The organism is Bacillus cereus group sp. Bc061 (genome assembly GCF_027715825.1).
Lineage (GTDB): Bacteria > Bacillota > Bacilli > Bacillales > Bacillaceae_G > Bacillus_A > Bacillus_A paranthracis.
Genome location: NZ_JAQFTZ010000006.1, coordinates 160,456 through 178,895 on the forward strand (window position 1 = coordinate 160,456; position 18,440 = coordinate 178,895).

The following is an 18,440-nucleotide window of genomic DNA, read 5'->3' on the forward strand; positions in this document are numbered from 1 at the left end:
TAATCTAAATAAGATTATTTTTTATTATTTTCATAATTAAATTTAACAAAAAAGGTAGTGCCTTCCGATCCTGTTTGAATTTCTATTTTTGCATTATGACGGGTAGCAATGGCATAACATACGCCTAATCCCAATCCAGTTCCATTATCTTTGGTTGTGTAAAATGGAGTCCCCAGTTTCTCTAATACTTCAGGGCTGATACCTTTCCCTTCATCCCGCACTGCAAGCACCACACAATTTTGCCCTTCCTTATAGGTGCTAATGGTTAGAGTTTTCCCTGTACTCATCGCTTCTAAGCCATTACGGTATAGGTTCATTAATAATTGCCGTATCTCATTACGATTTAAAAGTAATGCTGGAACGTCATTTGTATCGACTTGAATATATTTATTTTGATTATGCGTATCTATCTTTATTAAAGGAATAATATCGTGGATAATTGAGTTTAAATCTAACATCTGCAAATCTGATTTCTTTGTATTACCTATTGAGAGAAATTCAGTAATAATAGAATTGGCACGGTCAAGTTCTTCAACCATTAAATTAAAGTAGTTATTATGTTTCTCATAGTTATTCTCTTCTTTTAATAACTGCAAAAATCCTCGTATTGTTGTCATTGGATTTCTAATCTCGTGGCTGATACCTGCTGCCATTTGCCCTATTAACTCTATGTTGGATAACCTTTTCAATTCCTGCTCATATTGTTTTTTTTCTGTTATGTTTTTACAAATACAACAAATACCATCATCATACGGATATGCAATAACTTCATGCCAATATTCATCAGAAGTAGAAAAAAATTCAAAATGAACTGTAGTTCGCTCTGACATTACACGATGAAGCTCCTTATATATAACTGTATCTACGCTACTTGGGAAGACCTCCCATATATTCTTACCTAATACGTCTTTTGCTGTTTTTCTTTGTGGGAAATGTTGATGTTTATTTACATAAGTAAATTCCCATTTATTATTCAAAGTCAAGAATCCATCCGTAATACTTTCAATCACACTTGTGACTTTTTCATTAGCAGCAGCCAGTTCTCTCGTTCGTTCTTCCACCATGCTTTCAAGTTGATCCATATATAACAAGTTTGAAAACGTAGGAGCTGTGGCATCAACGATAGATTTTGCCAGTTGAATTCGGGAATCATCGTAATTATGAGTTTTTTCCTCTTTGCCAACGACGATTACCCCTAATACTTCTCCCATTGAAACCAATGGCATCATCAGTAAACCCTTACTATCTATATGTTTTGTTCGAATAATCTCTTGAATCTTGGCTTCATAGCTTTTCTCCATCCAATCTGCTTCTATCCAATCACAGCCCGAGCTTAACTTCGTTGTCTTAATCGTTGTTTTGTCTAGCGGATCTAAAAGGTGGGCAGCCATGTTTTTACTCTCTAAAATCTGTCCTAAGTAAAAAAAGCATTTATCAAAACTCTCCTGTATTGAGGAACACATTGATAAATCACGGGTAACATTTAGTAACAGCTGCTTCTCGGCAATAAGATTTTCTTTTTGGGTTAAATTTTTTGCATTTTGAATGGCGACCGCCGCCATGTTTACATAAGCTTCAACACTTTGAATTTCTGAATCTGTTAAGTTCATTGGAACTCCATAATCAAATAAAAAAACAAGACCAAATAACTCTTGCCCAAATGAGATAGGCAGAGCTAATAAAGACTTAATTTTGAACGCATCGACTGGTCTCGGATCCGGTCGATGATCCTTTGAGGTATCAGGAATATAGATGGTTTTTTTAGTTTCAATAACTTCTTTTGCCAGTAAGTCTACTTCAGGGTCAATTACTTGAGTATCGAGCATTACGCCATTTATGGTCTCTGGTTTTCCTGCAAACCCTCTAAATGTTCCATCTTCTTCAGGTAAATAAATTCCAACAGCGTCACACCTAACAATCTCCTCTGATATCGCCATTGTTACACGCTGCAATACTTCACGTAGTTCTAATTTTGTATTTATTATTTTGGTTATATTCGCGAGCCTAGAATATCTCGTTTGATCACTTAACATTTGCATAGCCTCCAATTATAGGCGTAATAAAGTGCAACTTTAATAAGTGAGGGGTGATTCATCCCCCACTTATTATCAGCCTGAATCCAACCTAACCCCTTTGCACTAGCAGAATTTTGAGGTGGGAGTTTTACTGCCTGCAAATAGCGGGATAAAATAAACATGCTAATATCAGTGAAAATCAAGATCAACCTACCATTTTCTCCTGTATTCTTTTCTTACCCTTGTTTTATATAGAATACCTCACTTACTTCTGATACGGTTCACCTTACACTAATAAAATTACTACACTCCATCCCTCTAACTTTCAAAAGTTACACCGTTTCACTACCCTGTGTCTCACTAACACTCGCCTCAAACTTATTAAGCAATGCGCGTACTTCATCCGTTGACTTCGTGCTCATCAATTGATTTCGTAGTTCAGCAGCCCCAGGGAAGCCTTTTACATAAATTTTGAAGAAGCGATGTAATCCTGTTATGGATCTTGGTAATACTTCTGCATATTGATCTTGAAGATCAAGTTGTAGTCTTAAAAGATCCAGATGTTCTTTACTGCTATGCTCTCTTGGTTCTTTTTCGAAAGCAAATGGATTTTTAAAGATTCCTCGTCCGATCATTACGCCATCAATGCCGTATTTTTCAGCAAGTTCCAGCCCAGTTTTACGGTCAGGAATGTCTCCGTTTATCGTTAGGAGCGTATTTGGTGCAATACGATCACGTAATTTTTTAATCTCCGGAATTAGCTCCCAGTGTGCATCTACTTGGCTCATCTCTTCTCTTGTACGTAAGTGAATAGAAAGGTTTGCAATATCTTGTTTGAAAATGTGCGTTAACCAATCTTCCCACTCGCTTAACTCTTTAAAGCCAAGTCTTGTTTTTACGCTGACAGGTAATCCGCCCGCTTTTGCAGCTTGAATAAGTTCTGCCGCAACGTCTGGACGCAAGATAAGGCCACTACCTTTTCCTCTTGATGCTACGTTTGGCACAGGGCAACCCATATTAATATCAATACCTTTAAATCCTAACTCTGCCATACCAATACTCATTTGACGGAAATATTCAGGATTATCTCCCCAAATATGTGCCACCATTGGCTGTTCATCTTCTGTAAAAATTAAACGACCACGTACGCTTTTCATACCTTCTGGATGACAATAGCTATCTGAGTTTGTGAACTCTGTGAAGAATACATCTGGACGACCAGCTTCACTTACTACGTGACGGAAAACAACGTCTGTCACATCTTCCATTGGTGCAAGTACGAAAAATGGTCGTGGTAAATCACGCCAAAAATTATCTATCATTTCAAATTCAAATCCTCTCACTATGAATACAATTTCAAACTCTCAATAAACCAAAAAGCAGATGGTATAGATTTTCCTATATCAACTGCTTTCCTATTATACCAACTTAAGCCAAGCTACACACTCTACATGAGTCGTATGCGGGAACATATCAACAGGTTGTACTTCCTGCGTTTTATATCCGCCTTCTTCTAGTACTTTTAAGTCACGTGCTAATGTTGCTGGGTTACATGATACGTATACAACGCGTTTTGGTTTCATGTCGATGATTGTGTTAAGTAGTGCCTCATCACAACCTTTACGCGGTGGATCTACGACCATTGTGTCAGCGATTACGCCTTCTTTATACCATTTTGGAATAACTACTTCTGCTTCTCCTACACCAAATTCAGCGTTTGTCATGTTGTTTAGTGCTGCGTTACGCTTTGCGTCTTCGATCGCTTCCGGGACGATTTCAACGCCGTACACTTTTTTCGCTTTTTGTGCTAGGAATAAGGAGATTGATCCAATTCCGCAATAGGCATCAATTACTGTTTCGTTACCATCTAATTTTGCGTATTCTAACGTTTTATCGTACAGCACTTTCGTTTGTTCTGGGTTTACTTGATAGAATGAACGTGCTGAAATCGCAAATTTAATATCGCCAATAAAGTCATAAATATATTCTGATCCGTACAGTACAGTCGTTTTGTCTCCGAAGATTACGTTTGTACGTTTCGTGTTTACGTTTTGAACAATCGATTTTACTTCTGGGAATTTCGCTGCAATTTCTTCAATGATTGCTTTCTTGTTTGGTAATTCTGCTGTACGAGTAATGAAGACAAGCATAATTTCCCCTGTTACTTGTCCGTAACGAGCCATTACGTGGCGAAGTGTTCCTTTGTTACGCTCTTCGTTGTACGCTGAAATACCGTGCTTTTCACAAATACGTTTTACTTCTTGGATTAATGTATCGTTTTCTTCCGCCTGAATTAAACATGATTCCATATTAATGATGTCATGCGTTCCTTGACGATAGAAACCAGCTACAAGTCCGCCTTCACGTTCTCCAATTGGCACTTGTGCTTTGTTACGGTATACCCACGGGGTTTTCATGCCAAGTACAGGATGAACAGGAACATCACCTAATCCGCCGATGCGCTGCATAACGTCGCGTACTTGTTTTTCTTTCGCTTGTAATTGTCCTTCATATGTTAAATGCTGAAGCTGACAACCGCCGCATTGATTGTACACTGGGCATTCTGCATCTTTACGATATGGGCTCTCTGTATGAAGCTTCATTAAACGACCGAATGCGAAGTTTTTCTTTACTTTAATAATTTTAATTTGTGCTTCTTCACCTGGTAATCCGTTTTTAACGAAAATAGGATAGCCTTTTACTTTCGCAACACCGGCACCATCATGTGTTAAATCTTCAAATACTACATCTATAAACTCGTTTTTTTCAACTGGTGGCGTCATTTTTGTACTCATTTTCCGACCTCTCTTTTTCATAACACTGCGTTACATTTTATCATACTTATATGGTCTATTTCTATTGGAAGAAAAAAAGCTATTGACGATAGTTCTCCGTTAATGTTACGCTACTACTAATTTGATACGGACGATGTTACCTCATATATACTCGATAATATGGATCGAGAGTTTCTACCCGGCAACCTTAAATTGCTGGACTATGGGGAAAACTAATGAATATTAGCCCATGTGCAAAAAGGACTCATATTGATTAGCTTTCTCTCATAGATGAAAGTGAATCCATATGGGTCTTTTTTTATTTTTATTTTTCTAAAAGGTCAGACATCTTACGTATGACATAAAACCTCCTTGTTTTATTTTTAGTAATATAACGAGCGTTTTATGTACAAACTTTATACGAACTTCTGAAAGGGGCAACTACATGCAATATGTAATGAGCATTATCGGTATTCTTGTCGTTTTAGGTTTATGTTTTGCTTTGTCAAACAACAAAAATAAAATCAACTTCCGTGCAATTGCTATTATGATTGGTTTTCAAATTTTAATCGGTTGGTTTATGTTTGGCACAAAGATTGGTCAACAAATCATTATTTTCATTGGTAAAGTTTTCAACAAACTAATTAAACTTGGTACGACAGGTGTCGATTTTCTCTTTAATGGGATTCAAAGAGATTTTGTCTTTTTCTTAAACGTACTATTAATTATCGTATTTTTCTCAGCACTACTTTCTATCTTTAGTTACTTAGGGGTTTTACCATTCATCGTTCGCGTTGTCGGCGGTGCCATTTCAAAAATTACTGGTTTACCACGCGTTGAATCATTCCACGCAGTAAACTCTGTATTCTTTGGTTCAAGTGAAGCGTTAATCGTTATTAAAAATGATTTACAACATTTCAATAAAAACCGTATGTTTATCATTTGTTGTTCTGCAATGAGTTCAGTTTCTGCCTCTGTTACAGCATCATACGTAATGATGTTAGATGCGAAATATGTACTAGCAGCTCTTCCGTTAAACTTATTCTCAAGCTTAATTGTTTGTTCGTTATTAACACCTGTTGATACGAAAAAAGAAGACGAAGTAGTTCAGAAATTTGATCGTACTTTATTCGGAGACAGCTTTATCGGCGCAATGATTAACGGTGCGCTTGACGGTTTAAAAGTAGCTGGTATCGTTGCCGCATTAATGATCGCTTTCATCGGTGTTATGGAAGTTGTAAACTACGTAATTAGCGCCGCTTCAGGTGCAATGGGATATGCTGTTACGTTACAACAAATCTTCGGTTATATACTTGCTCCATTCGCGTTCTTAATGGGTATTCCAACTCAAGATATTATCCCAGCTGGTGGTATTATGGGTACGAAGATTGTATTAAACGAGTTTGTAGCAATACTTGATTTAAAAGGTGTTGCAGCAACATTATCTCCACGTACAGTTGGAATCGTTACAGTATTCTTAATTAGCTTCGCAAGTATTAGCCAAATTGGTGCAATCGTTGGTACAATCCGTGCCCTTTCTGAAAAACAAGGAAGCGTTGTTTCTAAATTTGGTTGGAAAATGCTATTTGCATCAACACTTGCTTCTATTTTATCTGCGACAATCGCTGGATTGTTTATTTAATAAAAAATCACCTTCGCTTAGACAGCAAGGTGATTTTTTTATTATCATCATTTAAGAAACTGAAGAAAACTCTAATGCCTCTTCCTTATTAATAATTTCTCCCTTATATTTACCTTTCACCGAAATATCAATAATGGATTTATTTCCTGTCTCCATTTTCCCTAAAGAAAAAATATATATTAAGTCATCTTTTTTTAACATCCATTGTTTTCCGTGCCAAGGACCAGTTAACTTCTGTTCTGGCGATGCCAATATTTCTCCAAAATATTCACATTCGCCTAGAGATGTTTTTACTGTATTCTTCTCCGTATCAATAACTATATATTTAAGAAGCTTTATACTTTCATTTGAGAAAATCTCTACTTCATGATCACTTTTTTTCTTGAATTTCAGCTTTCCATCCTTTGTATTAACCAATTTACTTTGATCAATTGCATTCAGTACAAACTCATACTCTTCTTTTGTAACACCGAAATTAGGATGATATGGAAAACTTTTTTTCTCTGCATGCTCTTCTACGTATTTTAAATACCATTCCATATTATTCACTAGATGCTCTCTCATTCTTTGACCAATATTCCCTACCTTTTTAAAAGTATCTGGATCCATCTCTAGCGTCATAATATCCGCCGTAACTTCCGCGTTCATAAGATGCGCTGGAATATACTCTTCCACACTGTTTGCTTTACTTACTTCACTTTGACAACCGACTATAAATAGCGATATGAAAAGGATATATACTATTTTTTTATATTTCATTTCTGTTCTCCACTCCGTACATCATTCTTACTTAATTTTATAGCGTTCTTATTATAGTCTAAAATTCTTATATTTCAATAAAATTCATTAACCATATACAAAATTGCATATTCATAAGTCTTATTACTTTAAAATTAGCTTAAATTACTTTCCAAATTATACAAATAATAAGCTTCAAATGTTATAATTTGTAAAAAAATAATTGGAGGACCTTATGAAAATTCACGCACTTGCCGATTTCTTACATTTACTAGTCTTAACCCTAAAAAGCTATTATGTATGGGGAATGCCTATCTATGTCTTCATTATTCCTCTTATCTTTGTAGTCGGTTATATTATTATTAATTCTAATAAGAAACAAAAAAATACCTCTATTCAAAGTCACTAATCTATTACCTTAATAGCCTCCTAAAAATCATATTCCCCTCATTTTCTTCAAATGATATGATGAACAAGGGTATATCCCCACCACTCTTACAGCGGTGGGGATTTTAAATATAAATATGTAACATAATACACAATAGAAGGTGATTTTATGAGAAAATATGCAGCAATCGCTTTATGCACATCTGCCATTCTAGCAGGTTGTAATACTAGCAATGTAAACCAGGAACCTAAAAAAGAGAAAAGGGTTCAAGAAGTTAAGAAACAAACAGAAACTGTGCAAGAACAAGGTAAAATTTCTTATCAGCCCATTACACACGAATCTACAAATACTACTATTCATATGACAGATATAAAAGATACTTTAAGTGAAGTACAATATAAAATTTGGCGAACAGCTGATGGGAAGGAACACACTAAATCTTTTTCTTCTAAAGAAAAGGAGAAGCAATTTTCACTTCCTTTTGATATAAAAGAATTTGAAGGAAAACGCGGTGAATTTCAAATTGAAGCAATAGGAATAAAAGAAGATGGGAAAAGCATCCCACTCACAAAAGCTGCTATTACTTTCGAACAAAAGGTTCCCGTTCTTATGTATCATGCAACCGATGATTATCACGGACAAGGCATTAAAGATTTATTCGTCTCACCTGCTAACTTTGAAGCCCAAATGAAATATTTAAAAGACAACGGCTATACATTACTAACTTTTGAACGTTGGGGTGATATTAATAAAGTAAATAAACCTATCTTTGTTACATTTGATGACGGTATGAAAAATAATATGAATGCATTCCATGTTTTACAAAAGCTAAAAGACGATACATTTAAACCGGCGGCAACAGAATATATGATTGTTGATAACGTTGATGTAGAAGGATCACTGTCTACTTCTGAAATAAAAGAAATGGTCGATTCCGGCATTTTCTCAGTGCAATCTCATACAGCGACGCATGCAGACTTACCGAAAATTACAAACTATGAAGAGGAATTAAAAGGATCAAAAGAAAAGTTAGAAAAAATAACAGGTAAGCCCGTTATCGCAGTGGCTTATCCATTCGGTCATGTAGATGATAAAGTCGTTGCAGAAACGAAGAAATATTATCAATTTGCGACGACAACAAAACCCGGAAAATTCATTACAAAAGGTGAACCCGATGAATTGTTAAAAATGAAGCGTGTTCGCATACACCATACGACGACCGTAGAACAGTTTGCTTCTTCGATTAAATAACGATGAGGGCTCAATATATTTTGAGCTCTCTTTTTACGCTATATTTATATATATTTTTTGAATTTTCTTGTATTATATATAGTAAGAAATCTTTCAAATTAAAGGAGATTATACATATGTCATTTGAACAAACGTTAGAGAAATATGCTGCCCTTGCAGTCAATGTTGGTGTTAATATTCAACCAGGACAAACATTATCAATTAGCGCACCTCTTGAAGCTGTACAATTTGTACGCCTCGTTACAGAAAAAGCATATAAATCTGGTGCAAAACACGTATATGTGGATTGGAATGATGAGACGTTAACACGCTTAAAGTTCGATCTAGCTCCTGAAGAAGCATTCGCTGAGTTCCCATCTTGGAAAGCACACGCTCGTGAAGAATTAGCAAAAGAAGGCGCTGCATTTATGTCTATTTATGCAGAAAACCCTGATTTATTAAAAGGTGTAGAACCAACGCGTATCTCAACAGCTCATAAAGTAGCTGGTGAAGCAATGAAAGTATACCGTGATTACGTACAAGCTGATAAAGTAAGCTGGTGTGTCATTTCTGTTCCTACGAAAGAATGGGCTGCGAAAGTATTCCCTGACGTTGCACCAGAAGAACAAGAAGCAAAACTATGGGATGCTATTTTCAAAGCTACTCGTGCTGATTTAGAAAATCCTGTGGAAGCATGGAAAGAACACGATAAAACATTACATACAAAAGTTGATTACTTAAACGAAAAGCATTATAAAGCTCTTCACTATACAGGTCCTGGAACAGATTTAACGATCGAACTTCCAGAAAAACATGTATGGGCTGGTGCTGGTAGCTTAAATGAAAAGAACGTACCATTTATGGCGAACATTCCAACTGAAGAAGTGTTTACAATGCCACTTAAAACAGGTGTAAATGGCCAAGTATCTAGTACAAAACCGTTAGCATTTGCAGGTAACATTATCGATAACTTCACGTTAACATTTGAAAACGGACGTATCGTAGATTATAAAGCTGAAGTTGGAGAAGAAGCTTTAAAACATTTAGTAGAAACAGATGAAGGTTCTCACTTCTTAGGAGAAGTAGCTTTAGTACCTCATGATTCACCAATTTCAAACACAAATATTTTATTCTACAACACGCTATTTGATGAAAACGCATCTTGCCACCTTGCAATCGGAAATGCTTATGCATTTAACTTAGTTGGCGGAAAAACGATGTCTAAAGAAGAACTTGCTGAAAATGGCGCAAACGCTAGTATTACACACGAAGATTTCATGATTGGATCAGCTGAGCTTGATATCGACGGCATTACAGCTGATGGCAGACATGAACCAATCTTCCGTAAAGGTAATTGGGCGTTTTAATAAAAGCAAAAGGCTATCTTCCACACTGGAAGATAGCCTTTTATGATGCAGATGAAACCTTAAGCCCAATTACTCCTAACACGATGAAAAGAATACAAAATGCTTGGAATAGGCTAATGTGCTCTTTAAAAAAGTACACACTAATAATCGTAATAAGTAACGTCCCAACACCAGACCAAATTGCATAAGCAATACTTAAATGAATCTTTTTTACAACGATGGCGAACACGCTGAAACAAATTCCGTAAAATACAAAAATAAGTACACTTGGAATGAGCTTTGTTAAACCGTTTGATAACTTCATCGCAATTGTTCCAGCTACTTCAAAAATAATTGTTACAAGTAATAATAGCCAATATACCATACTAGAATCTCCTTCTCTGTTACCTTATAGAGATTCTAGTATACTACTTATAGTCCTAATGAAATATATTTAATTTCTAAATATTCCTCGATACCGAAATGACCTCCTTCACGACCAATGCCACTCTCTTTAAAGCCACCGAACGGCGCTTGTGCAACTGATGGGAGGCCATCATTTAAACCGATAATACCATACTCTAGTGCTTCACTAATTTGGAATGCTTGGCTAATGTCTTTCGTGAAAATGTACGCTGCTAAACCGTATGGCGTATTGTTTGCACGTTCAATTACTTCTTCAACCGTTTTAAATTTCGCAACAGGTGCAACTGGTCCAAATGTTTCTTCATTCATACAAAGCATCGTATCATTCGCTAATCCAATTACAGTTGGTTGAATAAAGTGTCCATCTAGCTCTGTAACCTTTTGGCCACCATATAAAACTGTTCCACCTTTTTGAATAGCATCTTCAATATGTTCTTGTACTTTTGAAACTGCATTCTCGTCAATAAGTGGTCCTACAGTCGTTCCGTCACTGAAACCGTCCCCTACTTTTAACTGCCCTACTGCCTTTTGAAACTTCTCTACAAACGCTTCATACACTTCTTCCTGAACAAATACTCGGTTTGTACATATACACGTTTGTCCTGCGTTACGGAATTTCGAACCGATTACTGCCTCTACTGCTTTATCTAAGTCTGCATCATTCATAACAATAAACGGTGCGTGACCACCTAACTCAAGTGAAACCTTTTTCATCGTTTGTGCCGCACTAGCCATTAACTCTTTCCCAATTTCCGTTGATCCTGTAAAGGACACTTTTCGAACACGCCCATCTTCCATCCACGTATCAGCAATTGCTTTCGCACTACCTGTTACAATATTTATTACGCCTTTTGGAATGTCTGCTTCATGAGCTAATTCAGCTAATTTTAACGCAGTTAACGGCGTTTGACTTGCAGGTTTTACAACCGCTGTACATCCTGCTGCAAGCGCCGGAGCTACCTTTCTCGTAATCATAGCAGCCGGGAAGTTCCAAGGCGTAATAGCTGCCATAACACCAACTGGTTGCTTCATGACTAAAATACGTTTATTCGGATGAGAAGCAGGAATCATTTCACCATATACGCGTTTTCCTTCTTCTGCATACCATTCAACAAAACTATTTGCATAATTCACTTCACCAAGCGCTTCTGCAAAGGGCTTTCCTTGTTCTTTCGTCATGATCGCTGCAATCTCTTCTTTATTTTCCTCAATAAGTGTGAACCATTTTTTTAATTTCGCTGCACGATCTGCCGCTGTTAACTTAGACCATAATTTAAAAGCTTCATGCGCAGCATCAACAGCTTGCTTTGCCTCTGTTACCCCGCCCTTTGGTACAGTCGCAAATATTTCCTTCGTTGCTGGATTATTTACTTCGATTTGCTCTTGCAATGTAATCCACTCACCATTTATATACATCGCCTTTTTCTCTACATTTACAAACGTCGCTTTTTTATCCAATATTCTCTTCCTCCTCTATAAGTTTCTTTATTTTCCTAGTCGCAGCAGATTGACTTATTTTTAAAAACTCGGCTACTTTATAACTCGATCCATATGTTTTATATGCTTTCAAAATAATATTCCGTTCTACTTCTTCTAACATTTTATAGAGACTTTGACCGGACTGTTCAACCGTTGATTCTTGCATCGCTATTGGTAAATCTTCTATCGTAACGATATCATCGGCAGTTATAACAATTCGCTCAATCACATTTTCAATCTCTCTATTATTTCCTTCCCACGGGTAACCAACAAACATTTGTAATGTGCTAGGCGCTAATTTTACATTTCTACCATATTTCTCGTTAAAGTGTTGTAAATAATGATAAATAAGTGGCAAAATGTCTTCTGTTCTTTCCCGTAGTGGCGGGATTACAATGGGAATGACATTCAGACGATAATATAAATCTTTCCGAAATGTTCCTTGTTTCACCATCATACTTAAATCTCTATTTGTTGCCGCTACAATTCTAACATCCACCTTTTTTAATTCTCTTCCGCCTATAGGGCGAAACGTTTTTTCTTGCAACACTTGCAAAAGCTTTGCTTGAGTTTCAAGCGGCATTTCGCCAATTTCATCTAAGAATAGCGTTCCTTTATGCGCTGATTCTAATAGTCCCTTTTTCCCTTCACGATTCGCACCTGTAAAGGATCCGCCTGAGTATCCAAAAAGCTCTGATTCAATTAAATTTGTCGGCAATGCCGCACAGTTAATTTCATAGAAACTTTCATTCTTCCGGTTACTCACTTCATGTAAATGACGCACCAATCGACTCTTTCCTACTCCTGTCTCACCTAAAACGAGAACCGTACTATCTACCACGGATACTTTCTTGATTGTCTCGACTATTTTTTGCATAGCGATACTTTTAAAAATAAGTCCTTCATGTTCATATGTTTCTCTTAATTCTTTTTTATATGTTTTTAACTGATTATCCATTTCTTCTACCTTTTGACGTAATTGATAGAGTTCTGTAAGATCACGAGAGTAACTAATTACTCTTCTTAAATTGCCCTCTTCATCAAAAACAGGCCTTGTACGAACGTGTAAATACTCTCCTGATTTTGTCGTCTGAACGAGTTCGATTGGCCTCTTTTTTTCAATTACTTCTAACGTTGCTGATGGATAAAAGATACCATCTTTCTGCAATTCTTTTACATGTTTACCTACTAACTCTTTTGCAGCCAATTGATAGTGCCTTTCACATGTACTATTTACACGTACAACGATTCCCTTTTCGTCAGTCACAAAAATTTCGTCAAACGCATATTCAAATACATCTTGTAAATCCATTAACACTCGTTCCTTTTCTGCAACCATCCTAGCCACCCCTAACTTCCAATCCGTCGATTCACTTCACTACCTTTATTATAAAGTGAATTTTCTGCATTTTATATAGAGTCAGCTAGAATGTTTGCTGTTTTATTATTTAACTTTTAAACACGAGCAATATTTGCTTTCTCATAACAGACTTGCAACGATTCTTCAATGATTGTTAATCCTTCTTCCAGTTGCTCATCTGTAATCACTAATGGCATTAGCACACGAATAACATTACCGTATGTTCCTGCTGATAGTAGAAGTAAGCCGCGTTTATTTGCTTCTGCGCATAAATTAGCTGTTAACGTTTTATCAGGTGCTTTCGTCTTACGATCTTGAACGAGCTCAAATGCACACATTGCTCCTAAACCGCGCACATCACCGATGCAATTATATTTATTTTTCATCTCTTCGAATCGGTTCATTACGACTTTTCCTAATTCTATCGCTCTATCATTTAAATTCTCTTTTTCTATTACATCAAGTACTGCTAATGCTGCCGCACATCCTAGCGGGCTTCCTGCATACGTTCCACCAAGTTCTCCTGGTGCAGACTCATTCATAATTTCTTTGCGCCCAATAACACCACTAATCGGTACACCAGCACCTAATGATTTAGATACCGTAATTAAATCCGGAACGACATCATAATGATCAATAGCGAAATATTTTCCTGTACGGCTAAATCCAGTTTGAATTTCATCCGCTACAAATAAGATGCCGTGTTCTGAACAAATATTGCGTACTTCTTGCACAAACTTCTTACTTGGGACGATAAATCCACCTTCCCCTTGAACAGGTTCCATTACAACGGCTGCAATCGTTTCTGGTGCTACTTCTGATACGAAGAAATTCTTAAACTCTTCAATCATAAAGTTATCGTACTGCTCTTCCGTTAATCCTTCTGGGCGGCGATATTCGTACGGGAATGGTGCTTTATAGACTTCAGGCGCAAATGGGCCAAATCCAAACTTATATGGTTTTACTTTACTTGTCATCGTCATTGTCATTAATGTGCGTCCATGGAAACCTTTAGAAAATGCAATAATACCAGGTCTTTTTGTATATTTACGAGCGATTTTCACCGCATTCTCAACTGCTTCTGCACCACTATTTAAAAATAGTACTTGCTTATCAAAACTTCCCGGCGCTAATGCCGCAAGTTTTTCTGCTAATTCAATATATGGCTCATACATCATGACATTAAAGCCAGTATGAATGTATTGATCTACTTGTTTATGGAGCGCTTCTTTAACAGCTGGGTGACAATGTCCTACGTTAATTGTTCCTATCGCTCCAGCGAAATCAATGTACTGATTCCCATCAACATCAGTAACAAGAGCACCATTTGCAGATTGTACAAACGTTGGGATGCCGTTACTTACTCCTTTTGGTACTATATTTTGGCGGCGTTCTAGTAAAGACGCTGCTTTCGGTCCAGGAATTTGTTCATTTACTTTAGCAAATTTTTTTATATTCATTACGTACCCCATCCTTTTCTTTACATTGTTTTCTCTTTTCATTGCAAAATGTATGCCAATATTCTTTTCTAGTATTCATCTATTTCGCCATAAAAAATAAGTCTATAAAGACTCATTAAGAGTCTTTATAGACTTATTTTTCTTACACATTAGACTTTCCTTTTTCCCAAACAAACTCACCTGAATGAGAAATAAGGTCCCCAACAGACTGTACTACTAAATCAGCAAGTGGTTCTAATGTTTGACGATCTCCTGTACCAGATAGTACTCCAATTGCATAGCAATCACCGCTATTTTTCGCTAAATATAAATCAGTCGGTGTATCCCCAACGACCGCTACTTCACATGCCTCTAAATGAAACCTCTCACAAAAGGATTCTACAATTCTTTTATCTGGTTTTTGTGCTGGAAATGTATCTGAAGCTACAACATAATCAAAAAAAGACTCTAATTGATACTGTTTTAAAAATAATTCTGTCGGTGCAAAATCATCCGCCGTGACAACACCTAAAATAAATCCTCTATCCTTTAAGCTTTGTAAAATTCTCGGTAAATCTGCCGTCATTTTCATGTAAGAACGATGCTCGTACATAAGGGCAAACAGTTTTTCACTTACCCATTCATGCATTTCCTCTTCTTTAGATGACGTAATATACTTACAAAGCCCCTTTGCCACATCAAGACTTGTTCCTGCCGCTATTGCGCTACGTGGGTGAACAAATACCCCATCCACACCGATTTCTTTTAATAAAGTCGGCTGCATTGATTGTGGCAGTTGGTATAATTTTATACATTCAGCCACAAGTTCTTCAGCCACTTTTATCCAAATTGAATGAAAATCCATTAATGTCCCATCTTTATCAAATAGTATTGCTTTTACTTTCTCCATAACACCCCACCTCTCGTCTCTTATCTCCTCCAGTGTATCAATAAAGTATGGATATAAAATAAACGAATTGTAAAAATACCATGAAAATCAAACTAACTTCCAATTTACAATACAAATCGGATTGTTTGACTATTACGTAACAGAAGCGTAAAATTACTCTCATCTTATTGAAAATTAGCTAATTACTTAACCTCATTAACTATCATGATAGTTTCCTAATTCTTTTTTTAAGTAGGAGATGTTTATATATGGTTGAAGAAATATTTTATAAGAAAACATTAGAAAATCTGTTTTTAGATCCTGTTCAAATTACACTTTGGGATGGAAACACTGTACAGTACGGTGAAGGAAATCCTCAATTTCATATTACATTCCACAAACCTCTTGCCAAAAAAGAGATAATAAAAGATCCCTCCATCGCATTTGGTGAAGCTTATATGAATGGAGATATTGAAATAGAGGGTAACCTTGAAAAAGCGATTGAGTCTATTTATAAAAACAAAGACAGTTTTTTAGGTAATAGCAAATTACAATACTTTACAAGCAAATGGAATTTTTCAAAACGAAAAAATAAAGAAGATATCGCCCATCATTATGATATTGGGAACGATTTTTATAAATTATGGCTAGATGAAACAATGACATACTCTTGTGCATATTTCCAAAATGAAACCGATTCCTTAACAGCTGCTCAACATAATAAAGTAAATCATATTTTAAAAAAGTTAAACCTTCAAAAAGGAGATACTTTGCTAGACATTGGTTGCGGATGGGGTGAACTCATTACAGCTGCCGCAAAACAATATGGTGTGAAAGCAACGGGAGTCACATTAAGTGAAGAACAATATGCAAAAACTCTAGAAAGAATCGAAAAAGAAAATCTCACAGATTTAGTTGAAGTAAATTTACTCGATTATCGTGATATTCACGAGCGAAAGTTTGATAAAATTGTTAGTGTAGGTATGATTGAACATGTCGGGAAAGATCACATTACAGAGTACTTTGAAACGGTCAATGCATTACTCAATGATGGTGGTATTTCCGTTCTTCACTGTATTACTTCTCCTACAGAGGGCGCTACTAATAGTTGGATTGAGAAATATATATTTCCTGGTGGATACGTCCCCGCCGTTAATGAATTAATTACTAACATAACTAATCAGCATTTCTTTATAGTTGATGTTGAAAGTTTGCGCAGACATTACGGTAAAACACTTCAACACTGGGCAGAAAACTTTGAAAATACACTAGATGAAATACGTAAAACAAAAGATGAGCGATTTATTCGTATGTGGCGCTTGTATTTAAATGCTTGTGCAGCTTCGTTTTATACTGGTAACATTGATTTACATCAATTTGTATTTACAAAAGGGATTAGTGATTCCATTCCTTGGACACGTTCATATATGTATAAATAAAAAAGGATGCCTTTACAGGGCATCCTCTTGATGTTCAGGAACAAATAGTTCCAGACAATGATACATATTTTCGAATTCCATCGGTGCATCTCCACCATATTCACCATCTAAATTAATCATTAGTTTATCTGGTGAATGCACTTTAATTCGGTTCGCTTGTGTGTATAGTACTTTTGGATTGTTAATATGTTCACCACGCTGCGCTTGTGTTGCAGCTTTAATTAAGTCGGCAATCGAACCTTTTTTCAGCACTAATAAATCAAATAAGCCATCGTTAATCGATGCATATGGTGCTACCTTTTCAAAGCCACCCACTGAACGAGTATTCGTAATTAAAAACATCGTAATTTCTTCTTGTAGTAATTTTCCATCATACTCAATTTCAACGTATGTTGGATGTAGTGATGGTAGCATTTCGATACCTTTTAAATAATAAGCAAGTTGTCCTAATACAGTCTTTAGCTTACTTGGTACTTCATATGTTAATTCTGTAATACGACCGCCACCAGCGATGTTAATAAAATATGTATCGTTTGCTCTACCAAGGTCTAATGGCACAGTTTTTCCTTCACAAATAATATCCGCTGCCTCTTCAATAGAACGAGGTACACCGATTGCACGTGCAAAGTCATTTGTCGTTCCAACTGGAATAATTCCAAATTTCGGACGGAATTCATGACCAACTAGACCGTTTACGACTTCATTTAACGTGCCGTCACCACCAGCCGCAATAACAACATCAAATTTACGCTCTACAGCTTGCCTCGCCGCCACAGTTGCGTCTCCAGGACCCGTTGTCGCATGACAAGATGCTTCATATCCAGCTTGTTCTAATTTTTGTAATACTTCTGGTAAGCTCTTCTTAAATAGCTCACGCCCAGAAGTAGGATTATAAATAATTCTTGCTCGCTTCATCATTTATTAGCACAGGAAATTTCTTTATGTATCAAAAAAGAACATACCGAACTTCTATTCAGTATTCCCGTGCCTACCTCCTCTCATCTTCCTATCCTTCTTTTATCTCGCTCAAACAGGCAGTAAGAACCCGATTCGTGTAGCCCATCAAAAGTAAATATTCATTTCAATGGTTTTGTTTTATTTGACAAAAAATTTATGTCCATCTATTTCCTCACAACAATTTACATATAACGAATAATAATTATCTATTATTTCATGAGATGAAAAAACCTCTATTTCTAGATTTATCATTATTCCCACCTTTTTGCAACTATCATACCATAGTTGCTATACAAACATTTTTCCACTTTTGACAGT

At 36.3% G+C, this 18,440-nt stretch carries 14 protein-coding genes and 1 riboswitch; of the genes, 4 read left to right on the top strand and 10 right to left on the bottom strand.

Annotated elements, in window-relative coordinates; all coding sequences use genetic code 11:
* Nucleotides 1–14: 14 nt before the first annotated feature.
* The 3 genes from PDQ40_RS19885 to rlmD all read right to left on the bottom strand — a co-directional run bounded on the left by PDQ40_RS19885 (nt 15) and on the right by rlmD (nt 4,810).
* Nucleotides 15–2,033 carry a GAF domain-containing sensor histidine kinase gene (locus PDQ40_RS19885; RefSeq protein ID WP_000947565.1) on the bottom strand — a complete coding sequence of 673 codons (2,019 nt, stop codon included), beginning with the start codon at nt 2,031–2,033 and terminating at the stop codon, nt 15–17.
* Nucleotides 2,034–2,347: 314 nt separating this feature from the next.
* The gene (locus PDQ40_RS19890) at nt 2,348–3,337 is read right to left on the bottom strand and encodes a tRNA dihydrouridine synthase (protein WP_000566689.1); all 990 of its coding nucleotides are present in this window, start codon (nt 3,335–3,337) and stop codon (nt 2,348–2,350) included.
* Nucleotides 3,338–3,433: 96 nt separating this feature from the next.
* Nucleotides 3,434–4,810, bottom strand: a complete 1,377-nt coding sequence (gene rlmD, locus PDQ40_RS19895; RefSeq protein WP_000105042.1) for a 23S rRNA (uracil(1939)-C(5))-methyltransferase RlmD — start codon at nt 4,808–4,810, stop codon at nt 3,434–3,436.
* A gap of 121 nt (nt 4,811–4,931) precedes the next feature.
* Nucleotides 4,932–5,033: riboswitch (purine riboswitch) on the top strand.
* Between the two features lie 201 nt (nt 5,034–5,234).
* Here rlmD and PDQ40_RS19900 point away from each other — a divergent pair.
* The gene (locus PDQ40_RS19900; protein WP_270691599.1) at nt 5,235–6,431 is read left to right on the top strand and encodes a NupC/NupG family nucleoside CNT transporter; all 1,197 of its coding nucleotides are present in this window, start codon (nt 5,235–5,237) and stop codon (nt 6,429–6,431) included.
* 51 nt (nt 6,432–6,482) lie between these two features.
* On the opposite strand, the gene PDQ40_RS19905 is transcribed toward PDQ40_RS19900, so the two are convergent.
* Entirely contained in the window at nt 6,483–7,190 is a 708-nt protein-coding gene (locus PDQ40_RS19905) for a hypothetical protein (protein ID WP_046199383.1), read from the bottom strand.
* Between the two features lie 535 nt (nt 7,191–7,725).
* On the opposite strand from PDQ40_RS19905, the gene PDQ40_RS19910 reads away from it, so the two are divergent.
* Both PDQ40_RS19910 and PDQ40_RS19915 read left to right on the top strand, forming a co-directional pair.
* Nucleotides 7,726–8,808 carry a polysaccharide deacetylase family protein gene (locus tag PDQ40_RS19910; RefSeq protein ID WP_229136770.1) on the top strand — a complete coding sequence of 361 codons (1,083 nt, stop codon included), beginning with the start codon at nt 7,726–7,728 and terminating at the stop codon, nt 8,806–8,808.
* Between the two features lie 116 nt (nt 8,809–8,924).
* Nucleotides 8,925–10,154, top strand: a complete 1,230-nt coding sequence (locus PDQ40_RS19915) for an aminopeptidase (protein ID WP_061536379.1) — start codon at nt 8,925–8,927, stop codon at nt 10,152–10,154.
* 40 nt (nt 10,155–10,194) lie between these two features.
* Here PDQ40_RS19915 and PDQ40_RS19920 read toward each other — a convergent pair whose 3' ends face one another.
* From PDQ40_RS19920 to PDQ40_RS19940, 5 genes are all read right to left on the bottom strand, one after another.
* Nucleotides 10,195–10,518 (bottom strand): DMT family transporter, encoded by a 324-nt coding sequence (locus PDQ40_RS19920; RefSeq protein WP_000263254.1) that lies wholly within the window; start codon nt 10,516–10,518, stop codon nt 10,195–10,197.
* Between the two features lie 47 nt (nt 10,519–10,565).
* Complete coding sequence (gene gabD, locus PDQ40_RS19925) at nt 10,566–12,017, bottom strand: NADP-dependent succinate-semialdehyde dehydrogenase (RefSeq protein ID WP_000358101.1); 1,452 nt, start codon at nt 12,015–12,017, stop codon at nt 10,566–10,568.
* A complete protein-coding gene (locus PDQ40_RS19930; RefSeq protein ID WP_000225164.1) occupies nt 12,010–13,377 on the bottom strand; it encodes a sigma-54 interaction domain-containing protein in 1,368 nt (455 codons plus the stop codon). The genes gabD and PDQ40_RS19930 overlap by 8 nt, the downstream gene beginning before the upstream one ends.
* A gap of 116 nt (nt 13,378–13,493) precedes the next feature.
* Complete coding sequence (gene gabT / locus PDQ40_RS19935) at nt 13,494–14,858, bottom strand: 4-aminobutyrate--2-oxoglutarate transaminase (protein ID WP_001022108.1); 1,365 nt, start codon at nt 14,856–14,858, stop codon at nt 13,494–13,496.
* 142 nt (nt 14,859–15,000) lie between these two features.
* A complete protein-coding gene (locus tag PDQ40_RS19940) occupies nt 15,001–15,747 on the bottom strand; it encodes an HAD family hydrolase (protein ID WP_000416637.1) in 747 nt (248 codons plus the stop codon).
* Nucleotides 15,748–15,995: 248 nt separating this feature from the next.
* On the opposite strand from PDQ40_RS19940, the gene PDQ40_RS19945 reads away from it, so the two are divergent.
* Complete coding sequence (locus tag PDQ40_RS19945) at nt 15,996–17,165, top strand: SAM-dependent methyltransferase (RefSeq protein ID WP_061536380.1); 1,170 nt, start codon at nt 15,996–15,998, stop codon at nt 17,163–17,165.
* A gap of 12 nt (nt 17,166–17,177) precedes the next feature.
* Here PDQ40_RS19945 and PDQ40_RS19950 read toward each other — a convergent pair whose 3' ends face one another.
* Nucleotides 17,178–18,083, bottom strand: coding sequence for a diacylglycerol kinase (locus tag PDQ40_RS19950; protein ID WP_000977677.1), 906 nt, complete (start codon nt 18,081–18,083; stop codon nt 17,178–17,180).
* Between the last annotated feature and the right edge of the window lie 357 nt (nt 18,084–18,440).

Coding starts and splice junctions, on each gene's coding strand:
- PDQ40_RS19940 (WP_000416637.1), bottom strand. CDS start 15,747: ATGGAGAAAGTAAAAGCAATACTATTTGATAAAGATGGGACATTAATG.
- PDQ40_RS19885 (WP_000947565.1), bottom strand. CDS start 2,033: ATGTTAAGTGATCAAACGAGATATTCTAGGCTCGCGAATATAACCAAA.
- PDQ40_RS19890 (WP_000566689.1), bottom strand. CDS start 3,337: ATGATAGATAATTTTTGGCGTGATTTACCACGACCATTTTTCGTACTT.
- PDQ40_RS19905 (WP_046199383.1), bottom strand. CDS start 7,190: ATGAAATATAAAAAAATAGTATATATCCTTTTCATATCGCTATTTATA.
- PDQ40_RS19930 (WP_000225164.1), bottom strand. CDS start 13,377: ATGGTTGCAGAAAAGGAACGAGTGTTAATGGATTTACAAGATGTATTT.
- PDQ40_RS19910 (WP_229136770.1), top strand. CDS start 7,726: ATGAGAAAATATGCAGCAATCGCTTTATGCACATCTGCCATTCTAGCA.
- PDQ40_RS19945 (WP_061536380.1), top strand. CDS start 15,996: ATGGTTGAAGAAATATTTTATAAGAAAACATTAGAAAATCTGTTTTTA.
- PDQ40_RS19920 (WP_000263254.1), bottom strand. CDS start 10,518: ATGGTATATTGGCTATTATTACTTGTAACAATTATTTTTGAAGTAGCT.
- PDQ40_RS19950 (WP_000977677.1), bottom strand. CDS start 18,083: ATGATGAAGCGAGCAAGAATTATTTATAATCCTACTTCTGGGCGTGAG.
- rlmD (WP_000105042.1), bottom strand. CDS start 4,810: ATGAGTACAAAAATGACGCCACCAGTTGAAAAAAACGAGTTTATAGAT.
- PDQ40_RS19915 (WP_061536379.1), top strand. CDS start 8,925: ATGTCATTTGAACAAACGTTAGAGAAATATGCTGCCCTTGCAGTCAAT.
- PDQ40_RS19900 (WP_270691599.1), top strand. CDS start 5,235: ATGCAATATGTAATGAGCATTATCGGTATTCTTGTCGTTTTAGGTTTA.
- gabT (WP_001022108.1), bottom strand. CDS start 14,858: ATGAATATAAAAAAATTTGCTAAAGTAAATGAACAAATTCCTGGACCG.